This is a genomic window from Hymenobacter taeanensis (assembly GCF_013137895.1).
GTDB classification, from domain to species: Bacteria; Bacteroidota; Bacteroidia; order Cytophagales; family Hymenobacteraceae; genus Hymenobacter; species Hymenobacter taeanensis.
In genome coordinates this window covers 3136077-3155564 of the sequence record NZ_CP053538.1, presented here as the reverse complement: position 1 = coordinate 3155564, position 19488 = coordinate 3136077, and the positions used below count along the sequence as shown (strand labels likewise).

Annotated in this window: 15 protein-coding genes; 8 read left to right on the top strand and 7 right to left on the bottom strand. The window is 54.3% G+C overall.

Translation table 11 applies throughout. From position 1 onward, the window contains the following. Window positions 1-46 precede the first annotated feature (46 nt). Window positions 47-2935 (bottom strand): T9SS type B sorting domain-containing protein, encoded by a 2889-nt coding sequence (locus HMJ29_RS13450; protein WP_171591983.1) that lies wholly within the window; start codon window positions 2933-2935, stop codon window positions 47-49. Between the two features lie 245 nt (window positions 2936-3180). On the opposite strand from HMJ29_RS13450, the gene HMJ29_RS13445 reads away from it, so the two are divergent. The 8 genes from HMJ29_RS13445 to HMJ29_RS13410 all read left to right on the top strand — a co-directional run bounded on the left by HMJ29_RS13445 (window position 3181) and on the right by HMJ29_RS13410 (window position 11365). Continuing rightward, window positions 3181-3948: a succinate dehydrogenase cytochrome b subunit gene (locus HMJ29_RS13445; RefSeq protein ID WP_171591982.1), complete on the top strand. Its 768-nt coding sequence runs from the start codon at window positions 3181-3183 to the stop codon at window positions 3946-3948. A gap of 25 nt (window positions 3949-3973) precedes the next feature. Then, a complete protein-coding gene (locus HMJ29_RS13440; RefSeq protein WP_171591981.1) occupies window positions 3974-5908 on the top strand; it encodes a fumarate reductase/succinate dehydrogenase flavoprotein subunit in 1935 nt (644 codons plus the stop codon). A 102-nt stretch (window positions 5909-6010) separates the two neighbouring features. Continuing rightward, on the top strand, window positions 6011-6766 hold the full coding sequence (locus tag HMJ29_RS13435; RefSeq protein ID WP_171591980.1) for a succinate dehydrogenase/fumarate reductase iron-sulfur subunit: 756 nt from the start codon (window positions 6011-6013) through the stop codon (window positions 6764-6766). Window positions 6767-6883: 117 nt separating this feature from the next. Further along, window positions 6884-7411 carry an NADPH-dependent FMN reductase gene (locus tag HMJ29_RS13430; protein WP_171591979.1) on the top strand — a complete coding sequence of 176 codons (528 nt, stop codon included), beginning with the start codon at window positions 6884-6886 and terminating at the stop codon, window positions 7409-7411. Between the two features lie 165 nt (window positions 7412-7576). Continuing rightward, entirely contained in the window at window positions 7577-8347 is a 771-nt protein-coding gene (locus tag HMJ29_RS13425) for an MbnP family protein (protein WP_317241667.1), read from the top strand. A gap of 26 nt (window positions 8348-8373) precedes the next feature. Next, complete coding sequence (locus HMJ29_RS13420) at window positions 8374-9483, top strand: cytochrome-c peroxidase (RefSeq protein WP_171591977.1); 1110 nt, start codon at window positions 8374-8376, stop codon at window positions 9481-9483. Window positions 9484-9502: 19 nt separating this feature from the next. Next, complete coding sequence (locus tag HMJ29_RS13415; RefSeq protein WP_171591976.1) at window positions 9503-10627, top strand: cytochrome-c peroxidase; 1125 nt, start codon at window positions 9503-9505, stop codon at window positions 10625-10627. Window positions 10628-10843: 216 nt separating this feature from the next. After that, window positions 10844-11365: an acyltransferase family protein gene (locus HMJ29_RS13410; RefSeq protein WP_171591975.1), complete on the top strand. Its 522-nt coding sequence runs from the start codon at window positions 10844-10846 to the stop codon at window positions 11363-11365. 385 nt (window positions 11366-11750) lie between these two features. Here HMJ29_RS13410 and ftsZ read toward each other — a convergent pair whose 3' ends face one another. The 6 genes from ftsZ to HMJ29_RS13380 all read right to left on the bottom strand — a co-directional run bounded on the left by ftsZ (window position 11751) and on the right by HMJ29_RS13380 (window position 19442). Next, complete coding sequence (gene ftsZ, locus HMJ29_RS13405) at window positions 11751-13268, bottom strand: cell division protein FtsZ (protein WP_171591974.1); 1518 nt, start codon at window positions 13266-13268, stop codon at window positions 11751-11753. A 119-nt stretch (window positions 13269-13387) separates the two neighbouring features. Continuing rightward, a complete protein-coding gene (gene ftsA / locus HMJ29_RS13400) occupies window positions 13388-14782 on the bottom strand; it encodes a cell division protein FtsA (protein ID WP_171591973.1) in 1395 nt (464 codons plus the stop codon). A gap of 84 nt (window positions 14783-14866) precedes the next feature. Further along, on the bottom strand, window positions 14867-15559 hold the full coding sequence (locus HMJ29_RS13395) for a cell division protein FtsQ/DivIB (protein WP_171591972.1): 693 nt from the start codon (window positions 15557-15559) through the stop codon (window positions 14867-14869). Between the two features lie 54 nt (window positions 15560-15613). Beyond that, on the bottom strand, window positions 15614-17083 hold the full coding sequence (murC, locus tag HMJ29_RS13390; RefSeq protein WP_171591971.1) for a UDP-N-acetylmuramate--L-alanine ligase: 1470 nt from the start codon (window positions 17081-17083) through the stop codon (window positions 15614-15616). After that, window positions 17083-18207, bottom strand: coding sequence for an undecaprenyldiphospho-muramoylpentapeptide beta-N-acetylglucosaminyltransferase (gene murG / locus HMJ29_RS13385; protein ID WP_171591970.1), 1125 nt, complete (start codon window positions 18205-18207; stop codon window positions 17083-17085). Before murG ends, murC begins: the two co-directional genes overlap by 1 nt. A gap of 56 nt (window positions 18208-18263) precedes the next feature. Further along, the gene (locus HMJ29_RS13380; protein WP_171591969.1) at window positions 18264-19442 is read right to left on the bottom strand and encodes an FtsW/RodA/SpoVE family cell cycle protein; all 1179 of its coding nucleotides are present in this window, start codon (window positions 19440-19442) and stop codon (window positions 18264-18266) included. Between the last annotated feature and the right edge of the window lie 46 nt (window positions 19443-19488).

The window sequence follows — 19488 nt, the reverse complement described above, 5'->3', positions numbered from 1 at the left end:
CAGCAACTGTTCGCTCCTTTTATTCTGAAGGCCTAGGCCAGTAGTCTTAGCGGTTTACCTGAACCCACCCTTTGAAGGTGCGCTTCGTACGGTTGGCATCCCCAAATTCCACTTCAGCCTGATAGAAGTACATGCCCTCCGAAACCTTACTTCCTGAGCCAGATTCGCCGCTGCCGCTGCCACTCCAGTTAATCAGCGGGTCTTTGTCGCTTTCGTACACCTTCACGCCCCAGCGGTTGAATATCTGCACCTTGGTGCGCCGGATGGGGCTAAATACCTTCGGCCGGAACGTGTCATTCTTACCGTCGCCGTTTGGGGTGAATATGTTAGGCAGCAGGAACAGTAGGCAGTTATCCTTGCACTCTTTGTTGCTGAGCAAGCTGCGCGTTCCGGCGGCATCCACGGCCCGTACCGCATAGCACCCCTCTGCTGAAGCAAGGTTCTGGTGGGCGTAGGTGGTTTGTGAGCCAGGAACCGTTGTAAGTACCCTTAGAGAATCGTTGGCTGTGGGAGCGTAGTAAATAATGTAGGAGGCTACATCGCGGCTACAGTCAGCAACGGGTTGAGCACTGAGTGTCCAGCTGAGGTAGTTGGTGTATACCTGCCCGTTCACTGGCGTGGCAGGCAACTCAAAGAGCCGACTAGCCAGACTATCACAATTGGTAGGTTTCAGCGTGAGCACCGGCGTACACAGCACGGGCGCTAAGGCCACACACCGCTCTTGGCTCAGGTTGATGAGAGAGTCGTTGGGGGCGATGGCGTAGGCTCCTTTGGTTTTTATGTAGTAACAGTACGTGTTGCCCTTCACGAGTGGCTTAGCCGTGGTACCCCGGTCTAGGTAGGTGCCATTTGTTGCGGTACCCGTCACTTTGGCAATAGGCACGAAGGCTCCTGTTAGCCCATCACGCCGGTAAATTGTGGCCGGATATCGAGTATTATCCCACGGCACGTTATACGTCCAGTTCAAAGAAATCGTATTTGCCAGCGGATCGGCAGTGGTATTTACCCGCACACTAGAGGCCGGCTCGGCCGTTTCAACAGATACCGGCGAGTTAGGAGTAGGCAACGTGTTGCTGAAGAACTCCAACTTATATGAATACGCATTGTCGGTGGTGTTCAGGCCAGTGTCAACAAAAACGGTATCGTTAAGATTAGTAATGGTGCGTAGCGGTACGGCTGTTGGGGAAAACGTTGGGTTTTGGCCAATAGCCCGGTACAAACGGTAACCGAAGGGAGCATTAAAGCTACCCAGCGGTGCCGGACGCGTCCAGCGCACCGTAATTTGGCCGTTCACGGCATCCGTCCGATCTACGGTTACATTAGTGAGGCGTGGGGAGCGGCCAACCAGAGTGAGACAGGCTTCATTGGAAGCAATACTAGCGCCACCAGCTGGCCGGGCAAACTGCACGTATATGCGGTAACAGTAGTTTTTGCCGCGCTCTAGGCCCAGGCCATTACGGTCATCTACGAATGTGCGGCTTCCTACGCTTACTGAGCCTATTTGAGTATAGCCTGCAGAGGCTGGTATACCTGTTTCGCAGGTGCCGGGGGTAAAGCTGGACGGGTTTTCCTTGCGAAAAATCAAGATTTGAGCGCCCGGGTTCTGGCAGGCGTAGCTGTCCCAGCTTAGCTGCGCGGTGTTGCCGGAAGGTGCTACCCGTAGGTTTTGCGGTGGTGGGCCTACCACCGTAATACGCCATACACGCTCATCAATAAGTGAAGCGCCACAGTTATTGGCTGGTCTGTCTTCGGCCTTGAATAGAATTTGATGGGGCTCCGACTGAATATTGGAGCAATCCGGCGACCAGGTGAAAGTACCACGGGCCGTAGGCGGGCCGGTTGTGTTCTGCACAAAGGTTGCTGGCCGGGGGAGTACTCCACCATAAGCACTAAGGATTACTTGCTGGTTATCAGGATCAGTTGCCGTTATTAAACCAGTAACAGGAGTACCCGCAATTACGCACAAGTCGGTAGGTACGGTAATAGTAGGCCGTATATTGTTATTGTTACCAACTGTCACCTGCATATCCCGGATATACTCCCCTATCAGGCGGGCCCTGGCCCCTGGCACCCGACGCCACTCCCGCACTTTAAAGGCAAAATTGTAATCACCTGCGTCTAGCGGAGCATTCCAGACTATTTGCCCGGTTAATGGGTTCTGGTCAAAAATGGCTGGTACCCCAGGTACTCCCACCGGCGGCCCCACATAAGGAACCTGCACTGCGTTCACACCAGCTACCGCGTTTGGAAACACGAAATTGATGCAGGGCAACGGCTTGGGAGTGTTTTTGTCATTACCTGTTTGAGCCAGTACGCCCTCTACCCCATTCGGTACATACTGGCTGGGCAGTAACTCATACGATAGGGAATCACCATCTGCGTCGGATGCAGCCGGGTTGTGCAGAAACACCTGATTCCGGCTGGCCCTGTCAAACGCGGGGGCATTCAGTATGGGTGATTGGTTTATCCCTAATGCGGGGTCAATGGTTATTCGAGAATTTATATAAAAAGTCTGTTGGTTCGAGGCAGTCATGTTCCTCACCCCAGTACTTCGAAACTCCCCTATAAAGTGTACGGTGTACTGCCCGACAGCCGGGTAGGTATGATCGAAATAAAATACCAATCGAAACGTGGTGCCATCACACCCAACGGGGGTTCTGCTGGCCCGCGGGATTTTTTGGGCAACTGTGCCGTCTCCGAAAAAAATAGTCGCATCAGTTTGCGACACACTCGTGTTTACGTTGCTTTCATAAATCACCATCTTAAAGAAGATGCGCCGCGGGTTGCGGGCCGCGGTAGTATCCGTCTTGGCTTGGATGTCGCCGGCGCGCAGGTGAGTTGCCTGGGCCGCGGGCGTTAATCCAAAATATGCCAGCACCAATACTAGTAGTACCAACCCTAGCCGGGCGGCACGGTTAAGTAAGGGAAGCTTCATAGAATCAGCGTATTGAAAGTCAGGAGAAGTAAGGAGAGAATGTCAGTAAAAAAGTGTCAGGAACCTAACAAATAACCAGGCAGTTGGGTTAGTATAGAGGTACTACGGTTCTAACGGAGCTGGCAGTAGATAGATTCAAGATTGTTTCTTACTAACGTGAAAGGTAAGCGCAGATTGTTTCCTACCGGGTTGGACCCTACCTTTGACCAGTACAACCGACCTACCCAAACCTTTCAGTAGCTCTTATGAGTTGGATAACAAAAACCTTCTCCAGCAGCATCGGCCGCAAGTTTATCATGGCTGTCACGGGCCTGTTTCTCTGCTCCTTTCTGGTGGTGCATTTGCTGATTAACCTCCAGATGCTTCGCCATGACGGCGGCGCATCTTTCAACTTCTGGGCCGAATTCATGGGTACCAACCCTGTTATCCGGTTTATGGAAATAGTGCTGATGCTGGGCCTTCTGGCTCACATCTACCAAGGCTTAGCCCTGGCCGTGAAAAACAAGAAGGCCCGCGGCGGACAGGCCTACGTGGTAAACCACTCAGAGCAGAATTCACAGTGGGCTTCCCGCAACATGGCTCTGTTGGGCACCTTGCTGCTTATCTTCCTGATTGTGCACCTGATGAACTTCTGGATCCGCTCCCGCTTTGATGCCATGGGTGGCCTAGCCGAAGTACGCGTACCCAACCTCGACCATCCCGTGGGCGACTTGTATTCGGTAGCCGCCGCTTCCTTTAAAATACCGTGGTACGTGATACTATACGCACTGGCCCAGGTTGCCCTGGGTTACCATCTCTGGCACGGCTTCCGCAGTGGTTTCCAGACCCTCGGCCTCAACCACCGCAAGTACACCCCTGCTATTTATGCAACGGGTTACGGCTTCTCGGTTATCGTTTCCGCCCTGTTTGCCCTGATTCCGTTGGTTATGTTCTTCAGCGAGGCGTATCAGCCCCGTCCTGCTACCGGCAACACCGTAGAGCAGTCCCTCACCACGGAGCCGGCCCTTCGCTAGCCCCCCACCATTTTCATTTTAGCGCATGATACTGGATTCCAAAATTCCCGAAGGGCCCTTGGCCGAAAAGTGGGACAAGCATAAGTTCAATGTCAAGCTGGTAAACCCAGCTAACAAGCGTAAATACGACGTTATTATTGTAGGTACCGGCCTGGCCGGTGCTTCGGCGGCGGCTTCCCTGGCCGAGCTGGGCTACAACGTAAAGGCGTTTACCTACCACGATTCTCCCCGTCGCGCGCACTCCATCGCTGCCCAGGGAGGCATTAACGCCGCTAAGAACTACCAGAACGATGGCGACTCCGTGTACCGTCTGTTCTATGATACCATCAAGGGTGGCGACTACCGTGCCCGCGAGGCCAACGTGTACCGCCTGGCCCAGGTATCAGTTAACATTATCGACCAGTGCGTGGCCCAGGGCGTTCCTTTTGCCCGGGAATACGGCGGACTGCTGGCCAACCGCTCGTTTGGTGGGGCCCAGGTAAGCCGTACGTTCTACGCCCGCGGCCAAACCGGACAGCAGCTGCTGCTGGGTGCCTACTCGGCTCTCTCGCGTCAGGTGGCCTACGGCAAGGTGAAGCTGTATACGCGCAGCGAGATGCTGGACCTGGTAATGGTAGATGGTCAGGCCCGCGGTATTATCACCCGTAACCTCATCACCGGCGAGATTGAGCAGCACGCCGCTCACGCCGTGGTACTGGCAACAGGTGGGTACGGCAACGTATTCTACCTGAGCACCAACGCCAAGTACTGCAACGCCACCGCCGCATGGCGGGCACACAAGAAAGGCGCCTTCTTCGCTAACCCCTGCTTCACGCAGATTCACCCCACCTGTATCCCCGTATCGGGCGACTACCAGTCGAAGCTGACGCTGATGTCGGAGTCGTTGCGTAACGACGGCCGCGTATGGGTGCCAAAGGAAAAAGCTACGGCTGAGCGCCTGCGTAAAGGCGAAATCCGGGTGAGCGACATCAAAGAGGAAGACCGCGATTACTTCCTGGAACGTAAGTACCCTGCCTTCGGTAACCTAGTACCCCGCGACGTGGCTTCGCGCAACGCCAAGCAGATGTGCGACGAAGGCCGTGGTGTGGGAGGCTCCGGCTTGGCCGTGTACCTCGACTTTGCCGATGCCATCAAGCGTAACGGTGCCGAGTGGGTAAGCCAGAAGTACGGCAACCTGTTCGACATGTACGCCAAGATTACCGGCGAAAACCCCTACGAGCAGCCGATGCGCATTTATCCGGCGGTTCACTATACCATGGGTGGCCTTTGGGTAGACTATAACTTGCAGACCACCATTCCTGGCCTGTACGCTACCGGTGAGTGCAACTTCTCCGACCACGGGGCCAACCGCCTCGGGGCTTCGGCTCTGATGCAGGGCTTGGCTGATGGTTACTTCGTGATTCCCTACACGATTGGTGATTACCTGGCCCAGACGGCTCCTAAGCCCGTTACCACCGACCATCCGGCCTTTAAGGAAGCCGAGGCGGAAGTGCGCGCCCGTGTACAGAAGCTGATGAGCATCAACGGTACTCGTACCCCCGATGACTTCCATAAGGCTCTTGGCCACATCATGTGGGAGTACTGCGGCATGGCCCGTAATGCGGAAGGCCTGCGCTTTGCCAAGGCAGAAATTCAGAAGCTCCGCCGTGAGTTCTGGAGCGACCTGAAGCTGGCGGGCACTGAAGCCGAAATGAACCAGGCACTGGAAAAAGCGGGCCGGGTGGCCGACTTCCTGGAACTGGGTGAACTCATGATTGACGACGCCTATAACCGCAACGAAAGCTGCGGTGGTCACTTCCGTGAGGAATACCAGACACCGGAAGGTGAGGCCCTGCGCGATGACGAGAACTTCACTTACGTGGCTGCCTGGCAGTTTAACGGCGAAAACCAGCCTGAAATCCTGAACAAGGAGGAGCTGCGCTTCGAGAATGTGAAGCTCACCCAGCGTAGCTATAAATAAGGTAGCAGTGGCCTAGCCATAGAGGCTAGGCCACTCAATCCAGTTTTCAAGACTTTATACCCTAGAAATACAATGGCTGGAAGTAACCCCAATGCCAAACCAATGAACCTCACCCTGAAGGTGTGGCGGCAGCGTAACCGCAACACGGCAGGTCGCATTGTGGATTACCAGGTGAAGGACATCTCCCCGGATATGTCGTTCCTGGAAATGCTCGATGTATTGAACGAGGATTTGCTGCGCCAGGGCGAGGAGCCCGTAGCGTTCGACCATGACTGCCGCGAGGGCATTTGTGGTTCGTGCAACCTGTTCATCAATGGCCGTGCACACGGTCCTGAGGCTGGCACTACCACCTGCCAGCTGCACATGCGCAAGTTCTCCGATGGTGACACCATCACCATTGAACCTTGGCGCTCAGCTGCTTTCCCCGTAAACAAAGACCTGAGCGTAGACCGCTCCGCCTTTGACCGTATCATTCAGGCTGGCGGATATATCTCCGTTAATACGGGTGGTACGCCGGATGCCAACGAGATTCCGATTCCGAAGGATATTGCTGACCGCGCGTTTGAGGCAGCTACTTGCATCGCCTGCGGTGCTTGCGTAGCCTCTTGCAAAAATTCCTCGGCCATGCTGTTCGTGTCGGCTAAGGTAAGCCAGTTGGCCCTGCTTCCCCAGGGTCATGTGGAGCGCAAAACCCGCGTAGAAAACATGGTAGCTCAGATGGACAAGGAAGGGTTTGGCGCCTGCACCAATATCGGTTCCTGTGCTGCTGAGTGCCCTGTAGGCATCTCGCTAGAGAATATTGCCATTCTGAACCGCGAATTCATCAACGCCAAGGCTACCTCCAATAACCTTGCGTAAGGTTTTCAGTTACTAGCGTAGAAAAAGCGAACCGGTTATCCGGTTCGCTTTTTTATTGTATGCCAATCACCGAACCGAATAGGCATTGGCTGTGCTTCTAACTCCTTGCTCACTTTCATGATAACAATTGTTGCTGGTACCAACCGGCCTAACTCCCGCGCCCGCAGGATTGCTGAAGTTTACGGCACTATCCTATCGAAGCAGAAAGTAAATTTTCAGATTCTTGACCTGACGGAGCTTCCCGTTGATTTTACTACTACTGCCCTATACCACAACACAGGCACTCATGACCACTTCAACAACCTAGTGGCTATGGCAGAAGCGGCCGAGAAGCTGGTATTTATTGTACCAGAGTACAATGCTTCTTTCCCGGGAGTACTAAAGGCTTTTATTGACGGCCTCCCCTACCCAGGAGGCATTAGGGGCAAGAAAGCTGCATTAGTAGGCCTATCATCAGGAGGACAGGGGGGGCTACTTCCTATTAATCACCTAACAGATGTGCTTATGTACCTCGGTACGGCGGTGCTTCCTCAGCGCGTAAGGCTCCCTTTTATTGATAAACACCTCACTGCGGAAGGCCAACTAACGGAGCCACTGTACCAGCAATTGCTGCAAGAGCAAGTAGAGGCCCTCTTGGCGTTCTAACCCACCTGTTGGCATTAAATTCTTATCTTGATAGAACAGCGCTGAGCTTACGCTCACGCCTTATTCATCTGTTAGCCTTATAGTTGCTGACGCTCACATTGCGCGTAGTGGCCTAGCGTGTGGCAGGCGCTCCAATAAATATTCGTCAGAAACCGTTTTGCTTCCATGACTATTCCTAAGCTTCCCCTGCTTTTGCTGTTACTGGCTGCAGCACTCTCATTTACTAGCTGTACCAACAAGGAGGCCGAACCTAGTAGCAATGTACTTCGGCTTGAAATAAGCCATGTGGTGGGCACTTCGGCTCTTAGCCTGAACGCCGCCACGCCTTACACAACGCCAGCCGGTGATGCCTTCACTGTGTCTGCGTTTAGATATTACCTCTCCAATTTTAAGCTAAGAAAAACCGACGGCACTGAGTATGCTGTTCCCGAAAGCTACTTTTTAGTGGATGAGGCCAAGGCTGATTCCAAAACAATTACCCTACACAACATTCCGGCCGGCGAGTACCCGTCCTTCTCCTTTATGGTAGGAGTGGATAGTACGCACAACGTATCAGGCGCTAAAGCCGGCGCTCTTGATCCAATCAATGCTATGTTCTGGGATTGGAACACAGGCTATATTTTCGCTAAGCTCGAAGGCTCCTCTCCTCAGGCTCCCGGCAACCATGGCCTGCTTTTGCATGTGGGTGGGTTTAAGACGCCTAACAACGCCATCCGTACGGTATCCCCGGCACTAGGCGCAGCCACAATCCAGATCCGACAAGACCGCACGCCTACTATTAAGCTGCAGGCCGATGTGTTGCGGATGCTCACTGGCCCCCACACCATTCGTTTTGCTCAAACATACAACGTGATGGGCGCCGGTACCGCCGCAATGTCATTAGCCGATAACTATGCGGCCGGTATGTTCACCGTGCAGCAGGTGCAGGAGCAATAGCACTAGCCATGTGGCACTCCCGGCAAATGCTCGCATATTGGTTTCTAGGCCTAAGCAGTAGCCTGGTGGCCTGCGCTTCTCCTACCGGTGAGCGCAGCCAGTTGGAGCAAGCAGTACCGGGCAGCGCTATTCCAGGCAACTTTCCGGTGCCGGAGTACACTACTGCCCAAAACCCTCCTACAAAACAGGCCTTTGAACTAGGGCGCAGCTTGTTTTATGATGCCAGCCTTTCACGCACCGGAGAGGTTTCTTGCGGCAGCTGTCACCGGCAAGCTGCTGCCTTCTCAGATGGTGGCCAACGTTTCAGCCAGGGCGTGCTAGGCCACCGGGGCACGCGCAATTCCCCAGCTCTGCAAAACTTACGCTGGAAAAGAGAATTGCTGTGGGATGGCGGTGCTAATCACATTGAAACAATGCCGCTAGCACCCCTATCTAACCACCTAGAGATGGGTGAAACCTTAGCTGATGTGGTGCGCAAGCTTAACGCCAGCGCTGAGTATCGGCAACGATTTGCGCAGCTCTATGGCCGCCAGCCCATTGACTCCTATCAGTTTCTGCGGGCCCTAGCGCAATTCACAGCGGCACTCACCTCTGCTAATTCCCGCTACGACAGATATATGCGGCAAGAAGCTGGTGGTGAGCTATCGGACGGGGAGTTGCGCGGCTTGGCCGTGCTACGCAAGAACTGTGCGCCCTGCCATGCCGGAGAGCTATTCACAGATGAGTCTTACCGTAATAATGGCCTCGACCACGCCTTTCCGCTTGACTCCGGCCGGGCCCACATCACGGGCCGTCGCTCTGATGTAGGTCGGTTCAAAGTACCCAGCCTTCGCAATATTGCTCTTACGGCTCCATATATGCACGATGGCCGCTTCAAAACGTTGACAGAAGTGCTAGACCATTATGACCATGGCCTTGCCGCATCTCCCACCCTCGATACCGTATTTCACCAACTGCAAGGCCCGCCCGGAATAACGCTTTCTGCCCAACAGAAACAAGATTTACTGGCCTTCCTTGGCACTCTCACCGATGAGACGTTTCTGCATGATAAGCGCTTAGCTGCCCCAGCCTCGCACTCTACTGGAACCACTGCTCTTACTGCCGGCGTTGCCACTGGCAACTCAAAATCATATTAGCTCCTTGAAATTACCTTCTATGCCTGCTTCCTTACGTCTTCATCTGGCGGCTTTGCTGCTGCTGTGCCTATGGCTGATTGGTTGCGGAAGTAAAGGTGGTGATGAGGAAACTGGCGAGAACCCATATGTTACCACTCCTTATACTTTAACGCTGCCCAGTAACCTGCCGCAAAACGTTGGCGTACCGGCCTCCAACCCTCTCACGGTAGAGGGAGTTGACCTGGGTCGAAAGTTGTTTTATGAGCCGCGCTTGTCACGCACGGGCACTCAGTCTTGTGGGAGCTGCCACCAGCAGAGCAAAGCCTTTACGGATGGGCTCACCAAAGCTATAGGGGTAGATGGGTTGCCACACTCGCGCAACACCATGTCGCTGACAAATGTGCTTTGGGAAACTACCCTCAACTGGGATGGGGCAGCTACCAGCTTGGAGCAGCAGGCGCGCCTACCCATCGAAAACCCAGTAGAAATGCACCAGCTACTAGCCGATGGGGTTAGAAAGCTACAGCAGAGCGAACTATATCCGCCGCTGTTTCAGAAAGCATTTGGCACAAGTACCATTTCGGAGGAGAATGTTCTGAAGGCACTGGCGCAGTTTGAGCGTACCCTCATATCCGCTAATTCCCGCTATGATCAATACCTGCGGAAAACCGGTACGCTCACTCCTACTGAAAGGCAAGGCGCCGCTCTGTTCAATAACCACCCCGGCGAGGTAGGCGGCGTATTCATTCGGGGTGGCGCCTGCCACCATTGCCACTTCAGCGAAACGGGTTTATTTTCCTCGCCTGACTTTTTCAATAATGGCCTCGACGTCACGTTTCAGGATGCTGGCCGAGGGGGAGTTACTGGCCTAGCCTCAGAGCGTGGCAAATTTAAAGCTCCTACGCTGCGCAACATTGCCCTAACAGGACCTTACATGCACGATGGTCGCTTCAAAACCCTGGAAGAAGTGCTCGACCATTACAACGAACACGTGCAAACCACCAGCGCCTTTGTTGACCCTAACGTACTGTTATCTAATACCCCAAACGGCACCCACCTCGACCTTACAATTACTGAAAAAACGCAGCTACTGGCCTTCCTACGCACACTTACTGATTCCGCCTTCGTAACTGACAAGAAATTTTCGGATCCGTTCAAGCCCTAGGGTGCTAGGCCACTACCGGTTGGGCTGTTGACAACCAGCTTGTAGGTGCCATTAGCTGGGATAGTTATTTTTACCCAACTGATAATCGTAGGTTTGCAACGGCGCATACACTTGTGGTTGCAGCCATTTGGCTGGCTTAGTCTGGGGAGCCTTTTAGTGTTCATCTGCACTACTGGAGCTGCACAACTGCATGGACTTTTGGGGAGCTTAAAGTTTATGCTTCTCTACACTTTTTTTGGCCGCAGTATTGAGTTCTACGCGGGCATACAGCTGGCGCTATGGTACCGCCGGGGCCAGCTTCCTATCTATAAAATGCGTGGGTTATTGACGGTGCTAGGCTTAATAGTGATGGCCGTGGCTCTTACTGGCATGGTCTGGACCCGGGGCGGGTACACTTTTGGCCAAGAGCATCCGTTTGGTGTTGCCCTGAACAACGTGATGTTACCCGGCGGAATTCTCTTATTTTTCGCTGGTCTGCTCACGGAGGATACTTGGTTGCGTCGGGTTCTGTCTTGTGCGCCAGCTCAGTTGCTAGGCAAGAGCTCGTACGCCTTCTATCTTATTCATTTAGGCATCATCCGGAATTGGCTAGCCGAAAACCTGACCGCTCACAATGGCTTGCTCTTTGTGCTACTGAACCTGTTAGCCATAGCGCTGTACGTTGGAGTTGAAAAGCCCGTTAACCAATGGTTCCGGCGGCGTGCCAAACCAATACCACTTCAGGTACAGCCTGCTTAATCTCGCAAGCGTATACATACCCTGCTCATGCACAACCATTTACTTTCTTTACTTGCTCTCGCCAGCCTTGCGCTAACTGTTAGCTGCAACACGGCCGCGCCGCGCTCATCATCCAGGGGCCGCACGCTTAGCCCCGACCGTGAACTTGGTGAACCCGCACGCATGCCTACTGACTCAGTTGACACAACAGTACCAGACTCTTTACAAAGCCGCCCTTGAGCAAGATCTTTTAATGGTGCTCATCATTAGTGTACAGCTTAAACCGCTGGTGATGTTACTCTTTTTGGTAACCTAATTTTCGCTTTCCAAGCGTATTGACTTCAGAGATGAATAAAAAGGCCGCAATGGGATATCCATTGCGGCCTTCTTGCAAAGCTAGATGTACTTAGTCCACGTTGTCGTGCAGGAAGCGGTTGTCACCGAGCAGTTCGTTATCATCGGAGAGATTGAACCGACTGATATTTTGTTCAGAGGAGGGCACTACATTCTCCAACTTCACTTGCCGCCGCAGGTAAGCGGGGGTCTCGAGCTGGTCCTTGATGGAATCATTGGTGAGGCCGTTGCTTAGCTCCTGCAAACGACGGCGGCGCTCTTCAGCCCGAGCATCGAGTGATGGCCGGCTCAGTGAGTGTTGCACAGTAGAGGGTGCTACCTGCTGTGGTACGGGTTGCTGGTAAAGCACCGGATCAGCGGCTGGGGCCGATGGAGCCGATACCACGGGGGGCACATAGCCTACAGGCGCCGGTGAGGTTTCCAGATCGAACTTTACGGGTTGCGGCTCAGGGGCAGCGGGCGCAGTGGGCATTCCAAACGTAGGAATAGCTGGAATAGCCGGAGCCTCTTGGCTGTCCTTGTCAAATATGCTGATCTGCGACTCAGGTGAAGGCGAATAAGTATTCTCAGAACCCCGGGGCACTACCGAAGTAATGTTGTGCGCTTCGCGCGCAAAGCCGGTAGCAATAACCGTTACGCGGATGCTTTGGCCCAAGGTGGGGTCAATGCCGTGTCCGAAGATAACTTCAGCGTTCTGGCCAGCTTTTTCCTGGATGCACTCGGTGATTTCCGTGAGCTCATCCATTTCCAGTTCGGCCTGGTCGCCAGACATGATGCTGAGCAGGATACGCTGAGCTCCGTGGATATCGGTGTTGTTAAGCAACGGCGAAGCCAGAGCCTCCTCCGCCGCACGCTGGGCGCGGTTTTCACCCTCGGTGATGCTGCTGCCCATTACGGCCGCACCCGAGTCTTTCATAACCGTTTTCACGTCTTCAAAGTCGACGTTAACATCGGCCGTGACGGTGATGATTTCGGCAATGGATTTGGCCGCAGTGCTCAGCACGTTGTCCGCTTTGGCGAAGGCAGAGCGAATAGGTAGGTTGCCGTAAATCTCGCGTAGCTTATCGTTGAGAATAACGAGTACCGTATCGCAGTTATCGCTCAGCTCCTTAATGCCTTGCTCTGCCTGCTGGCGCTTCTTTTTCCCCTCGAACATGAATGGAGCCGTCACGATACCTACCGTGAGAATACCCAACTCCTTGGCTACTTTGGCAATAACCGGCGCGGCACCGGTGCCGGTGCCGCCGCCCATACCAGCGGTAATGAACACCATTTTGGTGCCATTGCTGAGGAGTTCCCGGATTTGCTCGCGGCTTTCAATAGCTGCTTGCTTACCACGCTCAGGGTTAGCCCCTGCCCCTAGCCCTTCGGTTAGGTCGGCGCCAATTTGAAGGCGATTAGGTACGGTTGACGAAGCCAAAGCTTGCTTATCCGTATTACAGATCACGAACTCCACGTCCTTGATGCCTTGGCTAAACATGTGGTTGACAGCATTAGAGCCGCCGCCACCTACGCCAATCACCTTTATGATGGACCTGGACTGTGCCGGAATATCAAATGTAAAATTCATGAGTTAAGATCTTAGGGTCTTGGGGACTTGAGGTCTTGGCTGATGGGTACTTGCAGCTTGGTCAACTTCATCATTCCAACGAAACAGCCAAGACCCCAAGTCCCTAAGACCCCCATCACCTAATATTGCTTGTCGTCAAAATCATCAATCAGCAAGCCTTTCGTCCGGCTGATGATATCCTGGAAGAATTTCCCGGCTCCCGACGACTTTTTAGGAGCTTCAGGCTGGGCAGGATTTTGTGGCTGCTGCGCGACGGCAGACTGCGGAGCAGGGGTAGCTACGGGCCGCGCTTCTGGGGTAGCTGGCCGATGATACACCTGCTGCTCAGGCTCTTCAAAGCCCCGCTGTGCCAAACGGTCATCCAGCGAGCGGTAGCCCGCCAGTACCAGGCCTACAGTAGTAGCATACATCGGCGACTTCACAGCCTCAATGCGGCTCTTGCCCAGGTGCTCATTGGGGTAGCCAATACGGGTATCCATGCCGGTTACGTACTCCGTGAGCTGCACCAGGTTCTGCAACTGCGAGCCGCCACCGGTTAGCACAATACCTGCCGCCAGTTTTTCCTGGAAGCCCAAGCGCTGAATCTCGGCGTATACCAGCTCCACAATTTCTTCCATCCGGGCCTCAATGATGTAGGCCAGGTTCTTAAGAGAAATTTCCTTGGGAGCCCGGTCGCGGAGCCCCGGAATGCTTACGATTTCGTACTCGCTGGCTTCTTCGGCAATAGCTTTTCCAAACTTTACTTTCAGCTGTTCAGCCTGGTTTTGCATCACCAGGCAGCCCTGCTTGATATCAGAGGTTACAATGTTACCACCAAAGGGCAATACCGCCGCGTGACGGATAATACCGTCTTTGAAAATAGCCAGGTCAGTAGTGCCACCACCAATATCAATGAGGGCCACGCCAGCCTCCTTCTCCTCGTCGCTCAGCACCGACATAGAAGATGCCAGAGGCTCCAGAATCAGGTTGTCGATTTCCAGACCGGCCTTGGTAACGCACTTGTTGATGTTGTTGATAGCAGTGCTCTGGGCCGTGATGATGTGAAAGTTGCCCTCCAGGCGTACCCCCGACATCCCCACTGGGTCCATGATACCTTCCTCGTAATCCACCTTGTAGTCTTGGGGCATTACGTGAATGATTTCAGAGCCGGGCGGCGTCACTAACCGATACATATCGTTGGTGAGGCGGTTCACGTCATCCAGAGTAATCTCGTTATCGGAAGAAGCGCGCGTGATGCTGCCGTTATGCTGTAGGCTACGGATGTGTTGGCCCGCAATGCCTACGTTTACTACTCCAATGTTAATCCCAGATTGCTCCTCTGCCTGACGGATGGCTTTCTTGATGGCGTCAACGGTCTTGTCGATATTCGACACAATACCGCGCACTACGCCCTCCGACACAGCTTTCCCCATGCCAAGAATTTCAAGCTTGCCAAACTCATTTTTTCGCCCTACCAAGGCGCAGATTTTGGTGGTGCCGATGTCGAGGCCGACTACAATTTTATCGTTTTGCATGAGAAGGGAGGGCGAGAGTTGGAGTTGCGTGCAGGTAGGTTGTGGTCGAAAAAGTGCCTTTTTCGGCTAAATAAGCGGATATTATTACTCGCAGATGATTTGGTCCTTGAACTCAACGTTGACGCGGTGGTACGTGTCCCAGCCGAGAACTGGAGGAATTTGACGGTAAAATACCATCAGTTTCGCAAATTTTTCCGAAATATTCTCAGGAAAGCCAAATTCTACTCGCTGGTCTCCTACTTGCTGCGTGAAAGAGAGCTTGCCATTAGGACTGATAAACACTTCCGCGACCTGGGCCCGCCAGAAAGGTTTCTCGTCAATATAGCGTAGAAATTCGAGGTATGCTCTACCGGTAGAGTCCTGAAAAAAAGCCGCCGTAAGTGGTTGCCCACCCTGCCGGGCAATTGGCACAACGCGCGCCGTAAACAGCGGCGACAAAGGCAGCTTTTCACCGGCGGCATCCAGGTAGAAATCTTGGCGTGAATCTGAGTGTACCAAGCGGGCAATTGGCCGGTTCTGGCGCACATCAGCGTGCAGGTTTCCGGATAAGTCGCGGTATACCTGAGCGTCTTTCACAAAGCTATGCGCTTTCAACCGGGCTTCCAGCGACTTCAAATTCAGTTCTGATGGGTCGGTACCCTCCAGCCGGTCGCGGCCCTGGCGGGTGAGCAGGCTGGTTACTTCCCGTTCACTGATAAAGAAGTTGTTGAACTCATTGCTTATGCGCACAATTACACCACCCACCGGCCGATGAGCCTGCCGTACGCCGGCAAACACCCCAAGCCCCCCAGCAAAATGAGGCAGGCAGTGGCAAATAGCAGATGGTTGGCTTTACGCTTGAGCTCCATTCCAGCGAATATTCAAAATATTCTTTAAACGAGGAACAAGTTGATCAATATCTCCTGCTCCTACAGTGGCTAATACGTCAAAATTCGTATCAGTTTCGGCATTTGTCAAAATTTGCTCCCGCGACTGAATCGATTTTTTTGGCGCGGTTATTTGGGATAAAATTAATTCCGACGTCACGCCGGGCATCGGCAGCTCCCGGGCGGGGTAAATATCCATCAGCACTACTTCATCAGCAAGGCTCAGACTCTCAGCGAATCCTGGCGCAAAGTCGCGGGTCCGAGAGAACAGGTGAGGCTGAAAAACCACGCGTAACTGCCGACCCGGATACAGTGCCCGCAGGGAACGAAGAAAAGCCTCAATTTCGCGTGGATGGTGGGCGTAATCATCCACGTATACATGATCGGGATGCGTGGCACCCGCCGTTAGAATAAACTCAAAGCGACGTTTTACACCTCGATAGTCCGCTACTGCCGCTTGTAGTTGCTCCGGAGTAAGCTCGTATAACTGGCCTACGCAGGCTGCCGCCAACATGTTTTCTACATTGTGATAACCAGGCACAGCTAGTTCCAGGCCACTTACTATGCCCTGTGGGCCACACATGTCAAAACGGAACTGGTGGCCCTGGGCAGTTATATTGCTGGCGTACAGCTCTGGCCCCTGCTCCGGAGAAAGCCCATAGCGGATAACGCGCACCCCTTCCGGCGCCGCCTGCGCCACGCTAGAGTCGGCGGTATGGTTAAGAATGAGTGTGCCGCCCGGCTTAATTTGGCTTACAAACTGACGGAACGACTCTACCAGCGCATCTTTATGCCCATAGATGTCAAGGTGGTCAGCATCGGTGCTGGTTACAATGGCCACATCAGGGTAAAGCGTCAGAAAGCTGCGGTCATACTCATCGGCCTCCACTACTACCGGCACTGATTCGGCAGTCATTGGGGAGTTGCGAGTGGCCAACTCCAATGCAGTGGGTGGCAGGAGCAGATTGGAGCCCAGGTTTACCGAGATGCCGCCCAGGAACGCGGCGCTAGGCACTCCGGCGTGGTGAAGCAAATGTGCTACCATACTGCTGGTGGTCGTTTTGCCGTGCGTACCGGCTACCGCAATAGTGGGCCGGCCCTGAGTGAGCAGGCCTAGCACTTGGCTGCGCTTGCGAATATCGTAGCCCTGCTCCCGAAGCCAGGCCCATTCCTGATGGTCTTTGGGAATTGCCGGCGTGAGCACCACGAGCGTTTGCGCGCGGTTTTCCCGCACTTCCGCCGGAATGCTTGCGACGGCATCCTGGTAATGCACGGCAATACCTTCAGCGGCCAGGGCTTCCGTTAGGGGCGTAGAGGTTTTATCGTACCCACTCACGGTGTGGCCGTTGGCCTGGAACCAGCGCGCCAGTGCCGACATGCCGATGCCACCAATGCCCAGAAAGAATACGTAGGGAGTTGCTGCTACCGGATTCATTAGTGTTCCATGAGGGCTAGAAGTTCATCCACGATGGTAACCGTAGCATCGGGGCGGGCCAGGGCCCGTATATTGGTGGCCAGGCGCTGCTGCTGGGCAGTGTCCTGTAAGAGTTCTAGTGCTTCATTGTAGAGGCGCGTTCCGGCTTCCGCATCAGGGACCAGCAGCGCCGCCTGCCGCGAGGATAACGCCAGCGCGTTCTTGGTTTGGTGGTCTTCGGCCACGTTAGGTGAGGGCACCAGAATGCTGGGCTTACCAGTGAGGCACAGCTCTGACACTGACAGGGCTCCGGCCCGGCTGACCACCACATCGGCGGCGGCGTAGGCCAGGTCCATGCGCCGCACAAACTCCAGAGCCTGCAAGTTATCAGAAGCATAGGGAGCGGCTTGTTTCTCGGCTTCCGGGAAATAGAGCTTGCCCGTCTGCCACAGCAGCTGCACCCCTGCCTCGCGCAGACGGGGCAGCGCAGCGGCAGTAGCTTGGTTTAGCGTACGGGCTCCCAAGCTGCCTCCAATAACTAGTAGCACTGGTTTGTCTGGCGTCAGGCCAAAGAACTTCAGGGCCTCTTCTCGCTGGCCGCTGGCAATTTCAGTGCGTACGGGGTTACCGGTCAGCACCAGCTTATCAGAGGGGAAGAAGCTTTGCATGCCTTCGTAGGCCACACAAATGCGCTGTACCCGCCGGGCCAGTAGCTTGTTTACAAGACCGGCATAAGAGTTCTGCTCCTGAATAAGGGCTGGAATGCCACGCGAGGTTGCGGCCATAAGCACCGGAGCCGAAGCATAGCCCCCTACTCCTACCACGGCATCGGGCCGGAATTTTTCAATGAGCTTACCGGCCTTACGTACGGCGCGCATCACCTTAATTGGAAAAAGCAGGTTTTCTGCCGTCAGGCGACGCTGCAGGCCACTTATATCTAGCCCCAAAATCTCGTAGCCCGCTTCGGGTACGCGCGTCATTTCCATGCGGCCGTTGGCCCCCACAAACAGAATCTCTGCGTTGGGCTGGCGGCGGCGCAACTCGTTGGCAATAGCAACGGCCGGGAAAATATGCCCGCCTGTGCCCCCGCCACTGATAATGACGCGATAGGGAGCCGGGGCAGATGTAGACTTAGTTGTGGGCATTCAGTAGAAAAGGCAGTGAAGCGGTGTAAGTACAGCGGCTTCTGAAAGCAGTTGTTTTAGGCGTAAGACGAGACGCGCGGAATGCGGGCGGTATCTTCTGGCTCACCTACCATGGGGCGGATTTCCCGTTCTCCCCGGCTCACGGCCAGAATAATCCCAATACTAATGCCCGTGAAAATCAAAGAGGTACCACCCATGCTTAATAGCGGTAATGGCAGGCCGGTAATTGGGCCCAGCCCTACGGCCACGCCCATATTTACCATGGCCTGCAAGACCAGACTAAAGCTCAGCCCCGCCGACAGCAATCCGCCAAAGGCCCCGTAGCTATTCATTACCGTTTTTAGCCCTCGATAGAGAAAAGCCAAGTACAGAAACAGCACAACTACGCCGCCAAACAGACCATACTCCTCAATAATGATGGCATAGATAAAATCGGAGTATGGGTGGGGCATGATGTTGCGCTCCGTGCTCTTGCCAGGGCCTTTGCCAAAGATGCCGCCTGTGGCCTCAGCAATGTAGGCATGCTCCAGCTGGAAGGGCACGGGCTTGCTCTTGTCGGTGAAGCTTTCCAGGCGAGAGAGCACCGTTTTGTAGCGCTGACCGGCAGTTAGGCCTACTCCGCCAACCAACACCCCAATGGCCACCATCACGGCCATTTGCTTCAGGGGTACGCGGCCAATGAACATAAGCAGCAAGCAGGTAGCAAACAGCAGCAGTGCCGTAGAGGCGTTTGAGAGAATGATCAGGCCGCAGATAATGCCTACCCACAGCATTACAGGCAGTAGCGTGGTCTTGAAGTCATCAACGTGCTGTTGGCGCCGGCTGAGCATGGAGGCCAGGTGCGAGATCAGGGCGAGCTTAGCTAAGTCGGAGGGCTGGAAGGTTTGGTTGATAACCGGAATGGTGAGCCAACGCGAGGCCCCATTTACCGAGGGGCCCAGCATATAGGTAAACAACAACAGCGGTACCGAGAGCAGCAAGGCATACAGCGAAAGGCGCGAGTAGTAGCGGTAATCAATGCGGTGGGCCAGCCACATAAAGGCCAGACCGAAGAAGATCAGGCCCGTGTGCTTCAGCAGGTAGTACTCGGTGTTGCCGCCCTGCTGCTTGTAGGCCAGGGTGCCCGTAGAAGAGTATACTACCGCAATGCTGATGAAGGAGAACAGCAACACAATGCCCCACAGAATGGGGTCGCCCTTCAGATTTTGCCGCAGCCAGTTGGTTATCGGTTCCATATCGTAGTACTGAGAAAAATGACGGGTGAGTACTGAAACGACTTAG